The sequence below is a fragment of the Streptomyces sp. CNQ085 genome (assembly GCF_022614595.1).
Lineage (GTDB): Bacteria > Actinomycetota > Actinomycetes > Streptomycetales > Streptomycetaceae > Streptomyces.
The window spans coordinates 1-18886 of record NZ_JAJFAU010000096.1 but is presented as its reverse complement, the minus strand read 5'-3'; the positions used below and the strand labels follow the sequence as shown (position 1 = coordinate 18886).

Annotated in this window: 12 protein-coding genes and 1 pseudogene; 1 reads left to right on the top strand and 12 read right to left on the bottom strand. The window is 70.6% G+C overall.

Annotation, left to right across the window (positions count from 1 at the left end; all coding sequences use genetic code 11):
* Window positions 1–53: 53 nt before the first annotated feature.
* From LJ221_RS16355 to ychF, 12 genes and pseudogenes are all read right to left on the bottom strand, one after another.
* A complete protein-coding gene (locus LJ221_RS16355; protein WP_241717468.1) occupies window positions 54–1010 on the bottom strand; it encodes an ABC transporter permease in 957 nt (318 codons plus the stop codon).
* Entirely contained in the window at window positions 1003–1926 is a 924-nt protein-coding gene (locus LJ221_RS16350; protein WP_241717467.1) for an ABC transporter permease, read from the bottom strand. The genes LJ221_RS16355 and LJ221_RS16350 overlap by 8 nt, the downstream gene beginning before the upstream one ends.
* Before the next feature lie 92 nt (window positions 1927–2018).
* On the bottom strand, window positions 2019–3653 hold the full coding sequence (locus LJ221_RS16345; protein ID WP_241717466.1) for an ABC transporter substrate-binding protein: 1635 nt from the start codon (window positions 3651–3653) through the stop codon (window positions 2019–2021).
* A gap of 454 nt (window positions 3654–4107) precedes the next feature.
* Window positions 4108–6015, bottom strand: a complete 1908-nt coding sequence (typA, locus tag LJ221_RS16340; RefSeq protein ID WP_241717465.1) for a translational GTPase TypA — start codon at window positions 6013–6015, stop codon at window positions 4108–4110.
* A gap of 326 nt (window positions 6016–6341) precedes the next feature.
* Window positions 6342–8228, bottom strand: a complete 1887-nt coding sequence (locus tag LJ221_RS23495; RefSeq protein WP_374228478.1) for a SpoIIE family protein phosphatase — start codon at window positions 8226–8228, stop codon at window positions 6342–6344.
* 326 nt (window positions 8229–8554) lie between these two features.
* The gene (locus LJ221_RS16325) at window positions 8555–11068 is read right to left on the bottom strand and encodes a SpoIIE family protein phosphatase (protein ID WP_241717464.1); all 2514 of its coding nucleotides are present in this window, start codon (window positions 11066–11068) and stop codon (window positions 8555–8557) included.
* An 88-nt stretch (window positions 11069–11156) separates the two neighbouring features.
* Window positions 11157–11387, bottom strand: coding sequence for an SPOR domain-containing protein (locus tag LJ221_RS16320; RefSeq protein ID WP_241717463.1), 231 nt, complete (start codon window positions 11385–11387; stop codon window positions 11157–11159).
* 173 nt (window positions 11388–11560) lie between these two features.
* Window positions 11561–12313 (bottom strand): GntR family transcriptional regulator, encoded by a 753-nt coding sequence (locus tag LJ221_RS16315; RefSeq protein ID WP_241717469.1) that lies wholly within the window; start codon window positions 12311–12313, stop codon window positions 11561–11563.
* Window positions 12314–12514: 201 nt separating this feature from the next.
* Entirely contained in the window at window positions 12515–14098 is a 1584-nt protein-coding gene (locus LJ221_RS16310; protein ID WP_241717462.1) for a S8 family peptidase, read from the bottom strand.
* A gap of 430 nt (window positions 14099–14528) precedes the next feature.
* Window positions 14529–15827 carry a hypothetical protein gene (locus LJ221_RS16305; RefSeq protein ID WP_241717461.1) on the bottom strand — a complete coding sequence of 433 codons (1299 nt, stop codon included), beginning with the start codon at window positions 15825–15827 and terminating at the stop codon, window positions 14529–14531.
* Between the two features lie 809 nt (window positions 15828–16636).
* Window positions 16637–16939 (bottom strand): annotated as a pseudogene (locus tag LJ221_RS16300) (1-deoxy-D-xylulose-5-phosphate synthase N-terminal domain-containing protein); the annotation flags it as partial.
* A 185-nt stretch (window positions 16940–17124) separates the two neighbouring features.
* Window positions 17125–18213, bottom strand: a complete 1089-nt coding sequence (gene ychF / locus LJ221_RS16295) for a redox-regulated ATPase YchF (RefSeq protein WP_241717460.1) — start codon at window positions 18211–18213, stop codon at window positions 17125–17127.
* Window positions 18214–18352: 139 nt separating this feature from the next.
* Here ychF and LJ221_RS16290 point away from each other — a divergent pair.
* Window positions 18353–18886 (top strand): DUF6542 domain-containing protein (locus LJ221_RS16290; RefSeq protein WP_241717459.1); only part of this gene is annotated, 534 nt, incomplete at its 3' end.

Below are 18886 nucleotides of genomic sequence, written 5' to 3'. Positions count from 1 at the left end.
CCGCACCTCGGGACCGTTCGCGGTCTTATCGACAGTAATCACGTACGCCTCCCTCAGCGCAGCTTGGGATCGAGGGCGTCGCGCACCGCGTCGCCGAGCATGATGAACGCCAGCACCGTGACGCTGACGAAGGTCGCCGGGAAGAGCAGTGGGTGCAACGACTCGCGGACCCGGCCGAGCGACTCGCTGACCATGACACCCCAGGAGATCGTCGGGGGCTGGACACCAACACCGAGGAAGCTCAGCGTCGCCTCGGCGGAGATGATGACCCCCAGGCTGATGGTGGAGACCACGATCAGCGGAGTGACGGCGTTGGGCAGGATGTGCCGGATCACGATGCGGCTCGTCGAGGCGCCCAGCGAGCGGGCGGCCGTCACGTAGTCGGCCTGCTTCGCCTGGATCACCGAGGAACGCATGATACGGGCCATGCTCATCCAGCCCAGGAGGGTCAGGGCCGCCAGCACGCCCCAGATGCCTCCGACCCGCGACCCGGTCTCGGGGTCACGGAAGACGTTCAGGATGACGATGGCACCGACCAGGAACGGCAGGCCCAGGAAGATGTCGATGCCGCGGGAGATCACCGTGTCCATCCAGCCACCCAGGTAGCCGGCGACTGTGCCGAACAGGCCACCGATGATCGCGGAGCCCACAGTGGCCAGGACACCGACCACGATGGAGGTCCGGGTGCCGTGGATGACCCGGGCGTAGATGTCGCAACCGCGCGCGTCGTAGCCGAACCACGCTTCAGAACTCGGGCTCTGAAGTGAGTTCGACAAGGAACAGGAACGCGGGTCGACACTCGTGAAGAGCCCCGGGAAGGCCGCTATCACACACAGGAACAGAATGACGCCGGCTGAGACGATGAAGATCGGCCGGCGCACCAGGTCCCGGATCGCGTCCTGCAGCAGGCTGCGCGATCTGGTTTCACCCGAATTATCCGCGTTGCCGCCGTCACCCGAGGGCGGGACGTCAACGGCCGTGGGCATGGTCGAAGCGCTGCTGTCAGACATAACGAATCCTCGGGTCAAGCACGGCGTAGAGCAGGTCCACCAGAAGGCTGGCGAAGAGGTACACCAGCACCAGCATGGAAACGAAACCGACGAGCACCGGCCCGTCCTCGATCTGGGTGGCCTTGAAGACGTTGAAACCGACGCCTGGCACGTTGAAAATGCGCTCGGTAACCATGGCGCCACCCATCAGCGTGCCGATGTCGATACCGAGGTAGGTGACCACGGGGATGAGGGAGTTGCGCAGGACGTGTACACCGAAGATTCGCGACTGCGGCAGGCCCTTGGCCTTCGCCGTGCGGACGTAGTCGGTCCTGAGGTTCTCCGCCACGGACGCCCGGGTGAGGCGTGCGATGTAGGCGAGGGAGACCGAGCCGAGCACAATGCCGGGCAGCAGGTAGCTCTGCCAGCCCTCGAGTACGCCCGCCACCGGCAGAATGCCCCACTTCACGCCGAGGAAGAGCTGGGCGGTGGTGCCGATGACGAAGATCGGGATGGAGATCACGGACAGGGTGGAGAGCAGAACGAGGTTGTCCACGAAGCTGCCGCGCTTCAGCCCTGCCATGAGACCGGCCGCGACGCCGATGATCGCCTCCACGATGAAGGCGATCAGGGCGAGCCGCAGAGTGTGGGGCCACGCCTCCGCGATCATGTCGCCAATCGGACGGCCCGCGAGGCTCTGACCGAAATCCCCCTGTACCAGCCCTGAGAGGTAGTACCAGTACCTCACGTACCAGGGCTCGTCGAGATGGTACTGCTCGGTGAGAGCGATCCGGACACTGTCCGGCACGGGACGCTCACCGTACAGATTCTGGACGGGGTCTCCGCCGATCGCGAGAGTGAGCGCGAAGATGATGACTGTGGTCCCGATGAACACCGGGATCATCTGCAGTAGCCGCCTGGCGACATACCGGCCCATGGGTGATCCTCCTCATGGTGACGGTGGGGACAGGATCCCTGTCCCCACCGTCAGATCCTGAGTCGTTGTTCAGCCTGTGACTCGAACGACTGTCAGGAGTTCTCGATCTGGTCCAGAACAACGTTGTTGTAGAGGTCGATGTCGACGTTCTTCACGCCCTCGGAGTGACCGAAGACATTCTTGCCGAAGCGCAGCGGGATGACCGGCATCTCCTCGGCCAGGATGTCCTCGGCCTGCTGCCACTTGGCGATGGCCTCCTCCTCGGTCTCCGCGGAGCGGCCCTCGGCGACCAGCTTGTCGAACTCCTTGTCACTGAAGCCGTAGTAGTTCGACGAACCGTCGGTGCTGTACAGCGGGCCGAGGTAGTTCTCCATGGACGGGTAGTCCATGATCCAGCCCATCCGGAAGGCGCCGGCGAACTGCTCGTTCTCGACCTGGGTCAGCATCTCGGCGAACTTCGGAATCGGGGTGCCGACGCATTCGACATCGAGGTTCTTGCGGATCTGGTCGCAGGTGGCGTCGATCCACTGCTTGTGGCCACCGTCACCGTTGTAGCCGAGCTGGATCTTGTCCCCCTCGAAGCCCCCGGCCTCGTCCAGGAGCTTCTTGGCGGCTTCGGGATCGAACTTGCAGGCCTCACCGCAGGTGTCCTCGCGGTAGCCGGAGACCACCGGCGAGACGAAGGAGCGGGCGGACTCCTGCGAGCCCTGGAAGACCACGTCGATGATCTCGTCACGGTCGATGGCCATCGAGATGGCCTTGCGGACACGCTTGTCGGAGTACGCGTCCTCGTACATCGGGTAGGCCAGGAACTGGAAGGTGGAGGCCGGGGAGGTCTTGAACCGGTCGCCGAGCTCGGTCTGCGCGGTGCCCATCACCTCGGTGGGAATGGTACGCAGCACGTCCAGGTTGCCGGCCAGCAGGTCGTTGTAGGCCGTGTTCTGGTCCTGGTAGACCTTGAAGTCGATGCCGTCGATCTTCGGCTGGTCGCCCAGCTCGTAGTCCTCGTACTTGGTGACGGAGACCAGCTGGTCGTGCTTCCACTCGCCCTTCATCTTGAAGGGGCCCTGGCCGACAGGGGCTTCCTCGTACTTCTCGATGTCCTCGAACGCGGAGTCCGGCATCGGGTAGAAGACCGTGTAGCCGAGCAGCGACGGGAACCCGGAGAACGGGGCCGACAGGGTGACCTCGATGGTCTTGTCGTCGACGGCCTTGAGGCCGCTGAGCTCCTTGGCCTTGGGCTCGGGGGCCTCCTTCGGGCCCTCCGGACCGTCCGGGTCCTGCGGGTTCAGGTCCTCGTAGCCCTCGATGGTCCCGAAGAAGTAGTTTCCGTCCGCGGCGTTCGGACCGTAGGCACCCCAGTTCCAGGCCTTGACGTAGTTCTCGGCCTTGACCGGCGTGCCGTCGTGGAACACGGCGTCCTTGATCTTGATCGTCCAGGTCTTGTTGTCCTCGGACTCGATCGACTCGGCTGCGGCCATGACCGGCTTGTTGTCCCCGTCGAACTCGACGAGCGGAGTGAACAGAGCCGACAGGACCTGGTTGCCCGAGCTCTCGGTCGTGCTGGCCGGAACGAGACGCTTGGGCTCGGCGATGTCCATGCTGATGGAGCCGCCACTGGCGCCGTCTTCCTTGTTGTCACCGCTGTCGCTGCCGCCACAGGCGGTCGCGGCCAGCGCCACGACTATCGCACTCGCGACCCACTTGGCGCTCATGGCACCGCGCATGGGTATGCCTCCTCAGGAGTCCACTGTTCTCACGGGAGGAGTCGCCCCTCGCACCAGCGACGGCTCCCCGTCTTCGTTGTAGAGCCGTTCACTGATCGACGGACAACCCGCCTACCCGAATTCAATGGACCCAACTATTGGGGACACGAGGCGCGTAGACCACACGTGACGGATCTCGGTTTGGTCACATAACACTCACGCCCTCGATCAGAATCCGGACAAAATAATCCCATACAGACTTACGCGAAACGGACTGTTGATACGGCTTCCGACATTTGAAGTCCGCTCACCGGACGCCCATGTGCCCTAAAACACTTGACGTGAGACATGAGACACGAGGGCTCGCGGTGACACCGGAACACACCTCTCCACGTGTTCCGGTGTAATTTCTCTCACCATGCCGACGCCCCGCCCGTCGGCTCTCGAACGTCGACGGACGGGGCGCGGGGCCGGGTCAGGCGTGCTTGGCCCGGGAGGCGGCGCGGGCGCGTTCCTTCTGGTCCAGGACGACCTTGCGGATGCGCACGGCCTCCGGGGTCACCTCCACGCACTCGTCGTCGCGGCAGAACTCCAGGGACTGTTCCAGCGAGAGCTTGCGCGGCGGGACGATCGACTCGGTCACGTCGGCGGTCGAGGACCGCATGTTGGTGAGCTTCTTCTCCTTGGTGATGTTGACGTCCATGTCGTCGGAGCGGGAGTTCTCGCCGACGATCATGCCCTCGTACACCTCGGTGCCGGGCTCCGTGAAGAGCACGCCGCGCTCCTGGAGGTTGGTCATCGCGAAGGCGGTGACGGCGCCGGCGCGGTCCGCCACGAGCGAGCCGTTGTTGCGGGTCTTCAGCTCACCGAACCAGGGCTCGTGGCCCTCGTGGATGGAGTGGGCGATACCGGTGCCGCGGGTCTGGGTCAGGAACTCGGTGCGGAAGCCGATCAGGCCGCGGGAGGGCACGACGAACTCCAGGCGCACCCAGCCCGATCCGTGGTTGGACATGTTGTCCATCCGGCCCTTGCGGATGCCCATGAGCTGCGTGACGGCGCCCATGTGCTCCTCGGGCACGTCGATGGTCAGGCGCTCGACCGGCTCGTGGACCTTGCCGTCGACCTCCCTGGTCACCACCTGCGGCTTGCCGACGGTCAGCTCGTAGCCCTCCCGGCGCATGGTCTCCACCAGGATGGCCAGCGCCAGCTCACCGCGGCCCTGCACCTCCCAGGCGTCGGGGCGCTCGGTGTCCAGCACGCGCAGCGAGACGTTGCCGATCAGCTCGCGGTCCAGACGGTCCCTGACCTGCCGGGCGGTGACCTTGCGGTCCTTGACGGCCGTCTTGGCGTCCGCGCCCTTGCCGGTGCCGCCCCGGCCGACCAGCGGCGAGGTGTTGGTGCCGATGGTCATGGAGATCGCCGGCTCGTCGACGGTGATCAGCGGCAGCGCGACCGGGTTGTCCGGGTCGGCCAGCGTCTCGCCGATGGTGATGTCCGGGATGCCGGCGACGGCGCAGATGTCGCCCGGGCCCGCCACCTCGGCCGGCTTGCGGGTGAGCGCCTCCGTCATCAGCAGCTCGGTGATGCGCACGTTCTGCACCGAGCCGTCGCGCTTCATCCACGCCACCGTCTGGCCCTTGCGCAGCTCGCCCTGGGCCACGCGCAGCAGCGCGATACGGCCGAGGAAGTTGTCGGCGTCCAGGTTGGTCACATGGGCCTGGAGCGGCGTGCCCTCCTCGTAGGAGGGTGCGGGGACGTGCTCCAGCAGCGTGGAGAAGAACGGCTCCAGGCTGTCGCTGTCGGCAGGGACGGTGCCGTCGGCCGGCTTGGTGAGCGAGGCCACACCGTCACGGGCACAGGCGTAAACGATGGGGAACTCGATCTGCTCCTCGTCCGCGTCCAGGTCGAGGAAGAGGCCGTAGGCCTCGTCGACGACCTCGTCGATGCGGGAGTCGGGCCGGTCGGTCTTGTTGATGCACAGGATGACCGGCAGCCGGGCCTGGAGCGCCTTGCGCAGCACGAACCGGGTCTGCGGCAGCGGGCCCTCGGAGGCGTCCACCAGCAGCACCACCGCGTCCACCATGGACAGGCCGCGCTCGACCTCGCCTCCGAAGTCGGCGTGGCCGGGCGTGTCGATGATGTTGATGGTGACGGGGGCGCCGCCGTCCTTGGGGTGGTACTTGACCGCGGTGTTCTTGGCGAGAATGGTGATGCCCTTCTCGCGTTCCAGGTCGTTGGAGTCCATCACGCGGTCGTCCACCTGGTCGAGCTGGTGGGCGGCGAAGGCGCCGGCCTGCTTGAGCATGGCGTCGACCAGGGTCGTCTTGCCGTGGTCGACGTGGGCGACGATGGCGACGTTACGGATGTCGTGGCGCGTGGGCATACTGGGGGCGCTTCTCCCGGAATCGTGGATGGCGGCGCGACCGGTGCGTCGCGCGCCCGCCGGGCTGATCATCGCCACGGCCTGTCATCCCTCCATGTTACGGGCCCGGGGCCGGTGGACGGGGCCCCACGGTTCCCTCGGCCCCATGCCCGCATCGCGTACGACCCTAGGCCGCGCCCGTGTCCGCCCGGTGACGCCGGGGTGACCGCCCGCCGACCGGGAGCTTCGTTCCGCACCGGCCCCGGGGCGCGGCGCTCCCGTGAGGGCGGTGTGAGGTGCGGCACTTCCGGGCACGGCGCCGGGTACGGCGTCCGTGGACGGCCCCCTCAGAACATGCCCAGCAGGGCCTCGACCGAGTCCGACGGCTTGGGCCCGCCCTCCTGGGGGAGGGCGAGCTCGAACCAGACCGTCTTCCCCCGCGGGGTACGGCGGCTGCCCCAGCCCGAGGAGAGCAGGTCGACCAGTTGCAGCCCGCGTCCGCCCTCGTCGGTGTCGCGGGCGCGGCGGCGGCGCGGCTGGACGAGCCCCGAGTCCCACACCTCGCAGACCAGGGTGCGGTCCAGCAGCAGGCGCAGCCGTATCTCTCCCCCTGGCGCTGCCGGGGGGACCCCCACCCCTGGCGCTGCCGGGGGGACCCCCACCCCTGGCCGCGCCGGAAGGGCGCCCGCTCCCGGCTGCGCGGGGGAGACCCCCATGCCGTGGCGCAGGGCGTTGGTGACCAGCTCGCTGACGAGCAGCTCGGTGGTGTCGGCGAGGTCCTCCAGCCCCCACGCGGTGAGCCGCCGACGGGCCAGTTCACGGGCGCGGGCCACCGAACGGGGCTCGGCCGACAGCCGCCAGTCGCCCACCGCCCCGGCGGGCAGCCCCTGGATCCGGGCCAGCAGCAGGGCGACGTCGTCCTCGCCGTGGTGGTTCTCCAGCGCGCCCAGCACCTCGTCGCACACGTCCTCCAGCGGCCGGTCGGGGCCCGACAGGGTGGTGCGCAGCGCCTGGAGCCCCTCGTCCAGGGGCTGGTGGCGGGACTCGACCAGACCGTCGGTGTAGAGGGCGAGCAGGGCGCCGTCCGGCAGCTCGACCTCGGTCTCCTCGAACGGCTCGCCCCCCACGCCCAGCGGCACGCCCCTGGGAACCTCCAGCAGCAGCGCGGACTGCTCACCGTCGTCCTCGCGCGGCTCGACCAGCACGGGCGGCAGATGCCCGGCGTTGGCGAAGGCGCAGCGGCGGGTGACGGGGTCGTAGACGGCGTAGACGCAGGTGGCCAGGTACACCTCGGAGAGGTCCGCGGCCCGGCCGGACTGGTCGCCGCGGCCGTCGTGGGAGGCGCCCAGCCCCCGGGCGATCTCGTCCAACGCGCCCAGTACCTCGGCCGGTTCCAGGTCCAGCAGAGCCAGGGTGCGTACCGCGGTGCGCAGTTCGCCCATGGCCACGGCCGCGCGCAGGCCGCGGCCCATCACGTCGCCGACCACCAGGGCGGTGCGGTGTCCGGGCAGCTCGATGACGTCGAACCAGTCGCCGCCCACCTCGCCGGCCGTGCTGCCCGGCAGGTAGCGGCAGGCGATGTCGAGCCCGGCGGCCTCGGGGTCGTCCGGGGGCAGCAGGCTGCGCTGGAGTATGAGCGCGCGCTCGTGCTCCCTGCGGTACAGCCGCGCGTTGTCCACGCACACGGCGGCGCGGGCGGCCAGTTCCGCGCCGAGGGCGGCGTCCCGCTCTCCGAAGGGCTCGCTGCCCATGGTGCGGGAGAACTGGGCCAGCCCCAGCACCCGGCCGCGCGCGACCATCGGCACGGCGAGGGTGGACCGCACCAGGGTGCCCGCGGCCCGCTGGACGCGGGCGGTGCGCAGCGCGTCGGCGTACGGGGAGTCCGCGGGGTAGCTGTGGACGCTGCCGAGTTCGACGTGGTCCGGGTCGGGGGCGCCGCCCGTGTGGTGGCCGAAGGTGATCGGACCGTCGGAGACGGCGCTGGCGAAGGCCACGCGCCGCAGCGGACGGGTGCCGTCCGCCTCCACCGCCCGGGGGTCCCCCCCGGAGAACACCTCCGGGTACAGGTCCACGGAGGCCAGGTCGCAGAACTGGGGCACGGCCACGTCGAGGAGTTCGCGGGCGGTGGTGTCCAGATCGAGGGAGTTGCCTATCCGCGCCCCGGCGGCGTTCAGCAGCGCCAGGGCACGGCGTACGTCGTCGGGCTTTCCCGCCTCGGCCGGAATCTCGCTCAACGCCGCCCCTTCCTGTTCCGGTCCAGCTTTCCCGCGGGCGCGCTCCGCCCGGAACCCGCTGGTCCCGTCCACCGCACGGTTTCCGCCACTTTCGGCGGGCCCCGGGCCGGTCCCGCTCCCCTCTCTCCTAACCAGGCGGAGTCCGCCCGAACCACACGCCGTGGCGGCTCGGTCGTCCCCGGCCGGGCCCGGCGGTGGCACCGCGGCCGGGAGCGGAGGCACGCGGTGTGGCGTGGCGCAATCTTTCCTTTGTGCCGGACACAGCGTCAAGGCGCAGGTGAGTCCGCTGTTCCGGTATCCGGGGGTGGGATCGAGCCCACCTCCCGTCACGGCAGGCCCAGCTCGAACCACACGGTCTTGCCGATCGGTCCGTGGCGGGTGCCCCAGCGGCGCGCCCCGCGGGCGACGAGCCGGATGCCGCGCCCGCCCTCGTCGTCCGGAGCGGCGGTGCGCTCGCGGGGCGGGACGGGCAGCGGGTCGGAGACCTCCACCAGCAGAGAGGTGCCGCGCACCATCCGTACGCCGATGGGCCCGTGGGCGTGGCGCATGGAGTTGGTGACCAGTTCGCTGACGAGCAGCACGGTGTCGTCGGTCAGCGCCTCCAGCCCCCAGCCGCGCAGGACGCCGCGAACGGCCTCGCGGGCCCGGCGTACGGCGCGCGTCTCGGCGGGGAAGTTCCAGGAGGCGGCGCTGCCCTCGGGGAGTCCGCCGAGCCGGGCCAGCAGCAGCGCCACGTCATCCACCGAGCCCACCGGTCCCGGTGGGACCGCGGAGCCCGCCGGTCCGGCGCCCGGGTCCAGATCGCCGAGCACCCGGTCGCAGACATCCTCCAGGAACGGCTGGGCGGGCAGGCCGCCGAGCAGGGACATCAGACGGTCCAGCCCTTCGGTGATGTCCTCGCCGCGGTGCTCGATCAGCCCGTCGGTGTAGAGCACGAGGACCGCCCCCTCCTCCACCTCCAGGCTCAGGGACTCGAACTCCACCCCGCCGACGCCCAGCGGGGCGCCCGGCGGCGCCTCGACCGGGGCCACCTCCCAGCCGCCGCCCCGGCCGGTCAGCAGCAGCGGCGGCACATGCCCGGCGGTGGCCAGGGTGCACCGGCGGGTGGAGGGGTCGTAGACGGCGTAGACGCAGGTGGCCATCAGGGGCTCGTCAGGGCCCTGGGCGAGGTCGTCGGCCAGGTCGTTGACACGGTGCAGCAGTTCGTCGGGCGGCAGGTCGAGTGCGGCCAGGGTGCGCACCGCCGTGCGCAGCTGCCCCATGGTGGCCGCGGCGCGCAGCCCGTGGCCCATCACGTCGCCGATGACGAGGGCGACCCGGCCGCCCGCCAGGGGGATCACGTCGAACCAGTCGCCGCCCGCCTCGGCCTCGGCCTCGCCGTGGCTGCCGCCGGGGACGTAGCGGTAGGCGATCTGCACGCCGGGGGGCGAGGGCACCTGCTGGGGCATCAGACTGCGCTGGAGCATCAGGGCGCTCTCGCGCTCGCGGGCGTAGAGGCGGGCGTTGTCCAGGCTGATGCCGGCGCGCCCGGCCAGTTCCATGGCGAGCGCCAGGTCGTCGCGGTCGAAGGCCGCGCGGCCCTCGGCGCGGCTGAGCAGCAGCAGCCCAAGGACGGTGCCCCGGGCGCGCAGCGGAACGACCGTCAAGGAGTGGATCCTCAGATCGAGGGCGGTCTGGACCCTGGGATCGCCCGGGTAGGAGGCGGAGACCAGTTCCTCGCGGGACATCACCAGGTGGGGGGCGGCCGAGGTGAGCACGCTCTCGAAGACCGACCCCCTCTCCAGGGCGATGTCCTGTCCGACCCTCAGCATCCGCTCCACCACCGGGCCGCGGTCCTTGGCCGCGGCGCCGAGCTGGAGCAGCGGGGCGCCGGCCGGCCGGCCGGTGCGGGGCAGTTCACCGCCGTGGGCGACGGTGCCGTAGAGCATCACACTCGAGTAGTCGGCGAAGCGCGGGACGAGGGCGCCGGCGAGCCTGCTGGCGATCCTGGAGACGTCGAGCAGGTCGCCGAGGGCAACGCCGATGTCGTCCAGGAGCTTCAGCCGCTGCCGGGCGCGCTCGATCTTCTCCATCGCGTCGCGCCGCTCGGTGACGTCCATCACCGTGGAGCTGACGCCGAGGACGCGTCCGTCGGGGCTGGTGAGCCTGCCGTACGACACCGAGTGCCAGCCGTGCCCGCCTGGTGCGGCCAGGACGGTGTCCACGACGGGACGGCCGGTCTCCAGCACAAGGGACTGGATCTGGGCGAGGGTGTCGGCCACGGCCCTTGGCAGGACATCGTGGACGGTCCTGCCGAGGGTCTCGCGGACCGTCCTCCCGTTGAGCCGGGCGAGTGCCTCGTTGGCGCGGACGTAGCGGTGCTCGGTGTCGAGGACGGCGATGCCGAGCGGGGAGGTCGCGAAGAGGGCGTCGAGGGCAGCGAGGTCCTGTTCGACGGCGCGCAGCCGGGAGGTCTCGACGATGTTGGCCAGAATGAAGGGTTTGTGGTCGGGTGGCGTGAGCAGGGAGGCGCGGGCCTCCACCTCCACGGTGTGCCCGTCCCGGTGGCGGACTAGGAGGTTGCCGCGCCAGTACCCGTTCTCCCGGATGGCCCGGTAGATCTCGCCGTGCGGGGCCGGGGCGCCCGAGGACGCCTCCACGGGGACATCGGTGAGGTAACCGCCGTAGTGGCGGCCGACCATGGCGTCGGCGGGCCATCCGAGGATCTCCTCGACCGTGGGGCTCCACAGCATGACGTAGCCGTCGGTGTCGAACATGACGACACCGACGCGCAGAGTGTCGAGCAGTGAGGTGGTCACGCCCTCGACCGCGCCGTGGAATGCCTTGGGTGGGTCGTTCACGCCGTCCTCATCCACGCTCGAGCCTCCACCCGAGCACACACCCGGGCACTTTGGGACTGTTTGTCCGTATACCCGATTGTGCATTGAGTCAGGCGTGATCACCGCTTCCCCGGCGCAGGCGCTCGACCAGGTAGCGCCGTTCCCCCGCGCCGCCCCCGTCCGCCCCTTCCGCTCCGGCGCCGCCCGCCCGGTGCCCGCTCAGCCGCTCGACCATGCCCTGGGCCTCGGCCCGGGTGGCGTAGCGGCCGACGCGGTAGCGGTTGCCGTTCGGATCCTGCCGTATGACCATCCAGGGGAGCACGGCCTTGCCCTCGCTCATCGTGCGCCCCTTCCACCCGGCGCCCCGCGCCGCGCGACTTCCCCCAGCGATCCACCGGTCTGCATATGCCCGAGCTTACGCCTGGGCTTAACGCAGCGCATTCGCATTGACACAATGCGGCATTGTTTCGGCCATGTGTGCGAGCGACTACGGGAAGGGCGCACGGGAGTGCCTCAGCGTACGGGCAGGTGGTACACCGCGCGATGGCGGTCCGCCGACACGACCACGTCCGCGGTCTCCACCGGACGCCCGCCGGCGCGGTACGTCCGCTCGATCACCAGCACGGTGTGCCCCGGCACGCCGCCCAGCACGAGCATCTCCTCCGCCAGTCCGGGTCGGGCGCCGACCTCCTCCACCACGTTGTCCACGACGATGTCGATGGCCGCCATCCGCTCCACCACCCCCCGTCCGCCCAGTGGCCCCTCCTCCGGCAGCATCACGGGGGTGCGTCCGGTGACGGCCAGCGGCTCCCAGGAAGTGGAGAGCATCGAGGGCTCCCCGTCGACACGGAACAGGTAGCGGGTGCGCATCACCCGCTCCCCTTCCTTGATCCGCAGCCGCTCGGCGACCGCCGGGCCCGCCTCCTCCTGCTCGCTGTGCGACTCCCAGGTGCCCGACACCCGTTCGTCGGCCTGTTCCTGACGGAACGGGCCGGCCTCGCCGGCCGGCCGGTAGCCGGTGCGGATCACCCCGCGCGGCACAGGCCGCTCGCGCACGTACGTCCCCGACCCGGAGCGGCCCTCGACCAGCCCCTCGGCCATCAGCACCTTGCGGGCCTCCAGCGCGACGGTGTCCGAGACGCCGTACTCCGCGCGGATGCGGGCCTGCGACGGCAGCCGGGTGCGCGGCGGAAGCGTGCCGTCGGCGATCTTCCGGCGGAGATCCCCGGCCACACGCAGATATGCGGGCTGCTCCCCGAAAGGCACATGTCCTCCCAACGGCTTGACGGTGCGCAACAGCTTGGCAACGGGAGGATGCACACCGCAATGATCGGCCAGGGTTTCACTCGATGTGATGAAGTGCTGCTCAGGACAGGTTTCGGGCACGGGTCCGGCCCCCACGGAAAACCGTGGGGGCCGGACCGGCGCGGAGCGGTCAGAACCACCGGATGGCGAGAACGCCGGGGCTCAGAACTGCAGCGCCCAGGAACTGATCGTGCCGGTGTCCCAGTAGGCGTTGTCGCTGACCCTCAGCTTCCAGGTGCCGTTCGCGACCTCCGAGGAGGCGTCGACGGTGTAGGTGCCGATCACGTCGTCGGCACTGCCGCCCGTCCCGTAGCTCTTGAGACGGTAGGCGGTGCCGTCGGGGGCGACCAGGTCCACCTGCAGGTCACCGCTGTAGGTGTGCCGGATGTCGACCTCGACCTTCAGGTCGGAGGGGGCGTTGCCGCTGACACCCGAGACGGTGATCGGGGACTCCACGGTGGAGTTGTCGCTGATCGGGTAGTCGGTGGTGTTCTCGAAGCGGTCGCCCGGCGGGTCACCGGGGTCGCCCGGGTCGCCCTCGCCCACGTTCAGCAGCTTGTTCGGGGAGCCGCTGCCGGGGCTGGAGATCGCACCGGTGACGGCGGCGGAGTCCAGGGCGGCCGCGACCTGGGACGGAGTGGCACCCGGGTTGTCGCCCAGGTGCAGCGCGGCGGCGCCGGCGACGTGCGGCGCGGCCATCGACGTGCCGGAGATGGTGCTGGTGGCGCTGTCGGAGGTGTGCCAGGCGGAGGTGATGGACGAGCCCGGCGCGAAGATGTCCAGGATGCTGCCGTAGTTGGAGAAGGACGAGCGCGCGTCGGAGCTGGTGGTGGACCCGACGGTGAGGGCCTCGGCGACCCGGGCGGGGGAGGAGGTCGACGCGTTGGTGTTGGAGTTGCCCGCGGCCACGGCGTAGGTGACGCCGGAGGCGATGGAGTTGCGCACGGCGGTGTCGAGGGTGGAGTTGGCGCCGCCGCCCAGGCTCATGTTGGCCACCGCGGGCTTGACGGCGTTCCGCGTCACCCAGTCGACGCCCGCGACCACGCCGGAGATGGTGCCGGAGCCGTTGTTGTCCAGCACGCGTACCGCGACGATCCTCGCCTTCTTGGCGACGCCGTGCGAGGTGCCCGCGACGGTGCCGGCGACGTGGGTGCCGTGGCCGTTGCCGTCCTGCGCGACGTTGTCGCCGTCCACCGCGTCGTAGCCGTTCACCGCCCGGCCGCCGAAGTCGCCGTGGCTGATCCGCACACCGGTGTCGATGATGTAGGCGTTCACGCCCTGCCCGGCGGAGTCCGGGTAGGTGTAGCTGCGGTCGAGCGGCAGGGACCGCTGGTCGATGCGGTCCAGACCCCAGGACGGCGGGTTGGTCTGGGTGCCGGCGATGGAGACCTTCTGGTCCTGCGCCACCGCGTCCACGGCCGGGTCGGCGGCGAGCTTCTTCGCCTCGGCCTCGGTCAGCCGGACCGCGTAGCCGTTGAGCGCCTCGCGGTAGGTGCGCTTGATGGAGGCGCCGTACTTCTTCATCAGCGACCTGCCCTTCGAGGAACCGGCGTCGGCCGCGTCCTCGTCGAGGGTCACGATGTAGCTGTTCTCGATCGCTCCGGGGGCGTCGGCGTTCTGGATCACGCCTTCGGCGGGCGGAGCGGCCACGGCCGCCGCGGCGGGCGCGAAACCAATGGCCAGGGCCGCGGCGGTCACCGCGGCCACGTGGGCACGTCTGCGTCGGGTGGGACGCATCGCTGCCATGTGGGGGTCCTCCTCCTGTGGGGTGCGCTACCGAGAGGTGCGCATGGGCATGACAAATCAGGCACCGGGAGGTGCGGGGTGCCGGAATGATTCGCCGCTCGAAAGATTCGCCGATCCATAGGAAAGACACAAGGGTGCGCACAGAAGGACACGCACATGTCACATGCCGTCAACACACTTCCGGCAACGTCCCCGCCTCGGCCCCGTGCCGGGGCGACGGGAGGAGACGTCCCCACTCCCGGGAGTGGGGACGCGGGTTTGGACCCTGCCGTTCCGACCCGTGGGCGTGGCAGGCCGGGCGTTCCCGGGGAACCGGACGAGACCGGCGTCAGGCGGCGTACTCCCCGGTCAGCATCGCGAAGGCGAGCTCGACCCGCGAACGGTATCCGGTGCGTTTGAACAGCCTGCCCAGCCGGCTCTCCACGCTCTTCTAGCTGCAACGGAGCACGATCGCCAGTTCACGGTTGGTCAGTCCCTCGGCCACCAGCGTGGCGAGGAGCCGTTCGTTCTCGGCGGTGATGAGGCCCCGGCCCGGCACGGCGACCTCGTGCTCACGCATCAGGGTCCGCAGTTGTGCCCGGCGCAGCAGCGCGTCGAGGTCGCCGTAGAGCGCGTGCGCCTCATGCAGCAGCGACGCGTCGGCCAGCCCGTGGCGCACCACCGTGGCGAGCGTGTCGGCCTGCTCCAGCGGTTGTGCTCGCCGCCGCGCGAGCCGTACCGCCTCGGCCGCGGCCGCACGGTCGCGGTGCACCACGGCGGCGGCGAGCAGGTGGCACAGCCGGGCCCGGCCGGTACCGAGCAGCTCGGCGACCCTGCCCGCCTTGTCCACGCACCTCAGCGCCGCGCCCCGGTCACCCGTGTCCAGTCGCGAGACGGCCCTCGCCAGCCACAGCTCGTCCGTGCCGATGACCAGCCCGCGCTCGGCGGCCAGGGCGAGCCCGTCGTCGACGATCCGGCCGACTCGGCCGGCTTCGCCCACGGCCCGGCTCAGGTACGACTCCGGCAGGGCCGGCAGGTGGAGCATCACGGGCTGCACGCTCCGCGCTCTGTCGATCACCTCGCGAGCGCGGGCGAGTTGGCCGCGCGCGCCGAGGATGACGCTCGTCTCCCGGCATGTGAGGGTGTGGATGGGCAGATCGCCGACCGAGAGTCCGGTGGCCAGACTCTCCCGTGCCAGGTTGAGCGCCGGATCCCAGCGTCCGCCCTGACTGTCCGCCACTACCCGGTCGGGTGCGGGCCGGTACGGGAAGGGCAGCTCATGGGCCGCCAGCACCCCCTCCACCCGGCCCAGTTCGCCGAAGGCCATCAGGACCCGGGCCAGTTGCGACAGCCGCTCGAACCTGTGCCGCGCCCCCTTTGTCCACAGGGGCCACCGGGACGGAGCGGTGACAGCCCGTTCGAACGGCCCGGTCCTGCCGAGGAACATCCCGATACACTCGGTGAGGAACAGCCCCAGCGCGGTGACGACATCGTTGTCCCGGCCCCAGACGTCCCGCCGGGCCGTCAGATGGCCGTCCGCCTCCCGCCATCTGTCGAGGTGACACAGGGCGACGCACCGGGTGAGGATCCGGTGCCCCTCGCCGCCCGGCAACAAACGCCAGCCGTCCTCGCAGAACGCTGTGAGCGCCGCCTTGTCCGAGGTCCCGCCGAGTGAGACGACGTAGATCATCCCCAGTTCCAGCAGGGCCTCCGGGGGACCAGGTCGGCGTACTCGGACAGGACCGTCCACGCGCTGTCCATGGCCTCGGCGTAACGCAGATGGATGCAGCAGGTGGAGGCGTGCGCGAGCAGTGCGCGGGCGCGCGGCTCCGGTTCCGTGATCAGGTCGATGGCGGCACGCAGCCAGCGCTCAGCGAAGTACCCGTCCTCCAGCATGGCGGCGGTGCCTCTGGCGAGCAGTTCGACGGATACCCGCCGGGAGTCCACGAACCGGCCCGCGACGACCAGTTGCTCGGCGAGGTACCCGCCGTCCGCGGCGGCCTCGCCGGCCCAGATCGCGACGACCGCCAACTGGGCCAGCCTGCGCCGCTCGTACGGCCCGAGGCAGGCCGTCAGCCCGGATGCGAGCAGCGGCACCCGGAACCTCCAGCGGTCCGGTCCGGGCCCGTGCCGCAGTACCCCCTCGGCGTACAGCTCGTCCAGTGCCTCGCGGACCTCGTCCTCCCCCGCGCCCACGGCCCGTGCGACCAGTCCGGTCGCCGCGGCCCCCAGCGGATGCAGCACGGCCATCGCCTTGGCGACCGGCCAGACGAGCCCGCCCAGCCGCCTCAGGTACTCCACTGGCGGCAGGGCGGACGGCAGCAGGGGCGGCCAGTCCGGCGACGCGAGGTAGGCGTGCCGGTCGAAGATCCGGAGCGAGCCGCTCCGCCGGTGCCCGGCCAGGGCGGCGAGTACGGCGGCGGGCCAGCCGCGGCACTCCCGCCGCAGGTACGAGAGGAACGAGGCCGACGGCTTGGCGTGCAACCGCCGGATGACCATGGCACGGACCTGGGACTCGTGCAACGGACGCAGTGACACCACCTCGGCGAGACCGGCGGCGCGCAACCGGTCGGCCTTGGCCAGGCCGTCCGCGTAGGACAGTGCCGTGGAGGCGTGCGAGTTCTCCACCAGGTCGTGCGGGGACTCCGCACGCAGCGGATAACCGGACAGCCCTCCCGGCGCGCGGAGCGTGTCGAAGGCGGACCGCCTGCCGGTGAGGATCTTGTGGACGTAGCTCTGGTGCCCTGTGTCGAACACGATGCGGTCCGCCGGTGAGTCGAAGACACGGTGCAGCGCGATGGTCAGTTCGACCACGCCGAGGTTCGGGCCCAGATGCCCGCCGGTGGAGGCGACGCGGTGAACACCAGGGACCTTCGCAGCGCCGCCGGCCTCCTGCTCGACACCGCCGACGCCATCGAGCGGCGACTCACCGCCGGCGGCTGACCACCACGGCCCGCCCGCCGGCGGGCGGGCCGGGCACGGCTCTCGACGAGGAGTCCCGGGACCGCTCCGCCACAGGTCGGACGGACGGCCCCTCGCCGGACGTGTCAGACGTTGAAGCGGAACTCCACCACGTCGCCGTCGCGCATCACGTAGTCCTTGCCCTCCATGCGGGCCTTGCCGCGCGCACGGGCCTCGGCCACCGAGCCCGCCTCGACCAGGTCCTCGAAGGAGATGACCTCGGCCTTGATGAAGCCCTTCTGGAAGTCGGTGTGGATCACGCCGGCCGCCTCGGGGGCCGTGGCGCCCTTGCGGATCGTCCAGGCACGGGCCTCCTTCGGGCCCGCCGTCAGGTACGTCTGGAGGCCGAGGGTGTCGAAGCCGACGCGGGCGAGGGTGGCCAGGCCCGGCTCCTCCTGGCCGACCGACTGGAGCAGCTCCAGGGCCTCGGCCTCGTCCAGCTCGGCGAGGTCGGACTCCAGCTTGGCGTTGAGGAAGATCGCCTCGGCCGGGGCGACCAGCTTGCGCTGCTCGTCCTTGAATGCCTCGTCGGTCAGCTCGTCCTCGTCGACGTTGAAGACGTAGAGGAAGGGCTTGGTGGTGAGCAGGTGCAGGTCGTGCAGGAGCCCGGCCCGCTCGGAGCCCTGGACGATGCCCGCCGAGAACAGCGTGCGGCCCTCGTCCAGGATGGCCTTGGCCTCCTCGACAGCCTTGACCTTGGGCTGGACGTCCTTCTTGATCCGGGACTCCTTCTGGAGCCTGGGCAGGACCTTCTCGATGGTCTGGAGGTCGGCGAGGATCAGCTCGGTGTCGATCGTCTCGATGTCGTCCCCCGGCGAGACCCTGCCGTCGACGTGTACCACGTTCTCGTCGTCGAAGGCGCGGATGACCTGGCAGATCGCGTCCGACTCGCGGATGTTCGCCAGGAACTTGTTGCCCAGTCCCTCGCCCTCGCTCGCACCGCGCACGATGCCGGCGATGTCGACGAAGTCGACGGTCGCGGGCAGGACCCGCTGGGAGCCGAAGATCTCCGCCAGCCGGGCGAGCCGGGCGTCGGGGACGCCGACGACGCCGACGTTCGGCTCGATGGTGGCGAACGGGTAGTTGGCCGCCAGCACGTCGTTCTTGGTCAGGGCGTTGAACAGGGTCGACTTGCCGACGTTGGGCAGGCCGACGATTCCGATCGTGAGCGACACGTGGCGACTTCCCGTAGCGAGAGGATCTGGGTGGACCGGCCCGGATGGGGGCCGATCCACCAGTCTACGGGCACTCCAAAGGACGGCCCTGGCGTGTCCGTACCGGGCTCCGGGGCGGTGCCCGGCCTACGTTGGTGCGGTGGAGCAACACAGTGCGCGCATCTCCCGTCTCCGTCCGCGACGCCGGGCGGCGCAGCCCGCGTCCCCCGAAACCGGGAAGAGCGCGCTCCGGCGCACACCGGGCCCGCCCCGCGCGGACGCCGGGGCCGCCCGGCGCGAGTGGCCCCCGGGCGCGCACCTGACCGGGCTGGGCTGCGGACTGCTGGCCGCGGGTGCGATGCTGCTGGCCGGCGGGCTGGACGCGCTGCTGCTGGGCGGCGACCCGGCCGTCTACGGGGTCTCCTTCGTGCTCGTCAGCGCCGTGTGCGCGCTGTGGGTGCGCCCGGCCGACCTGGCCGCCGCGCCGATCGCCGTGCCGATCGCGTTCACCACCGGCCTCGTCTTCGTCGACGGAGGCTCGGGCGGGCCGGCCGAGCGGCTGGTGGAGCTGATGACCGCCCTGGCCGTGCACGCCGGGTGGCTCTACGGGGGCACGCTGACCGCAGTGGCCGTCGCCGTCGCCCGCGGGCGGGCCGGCCGGAGGCCCGGCACCGGGCGTGCCGGGGCCCGCGGG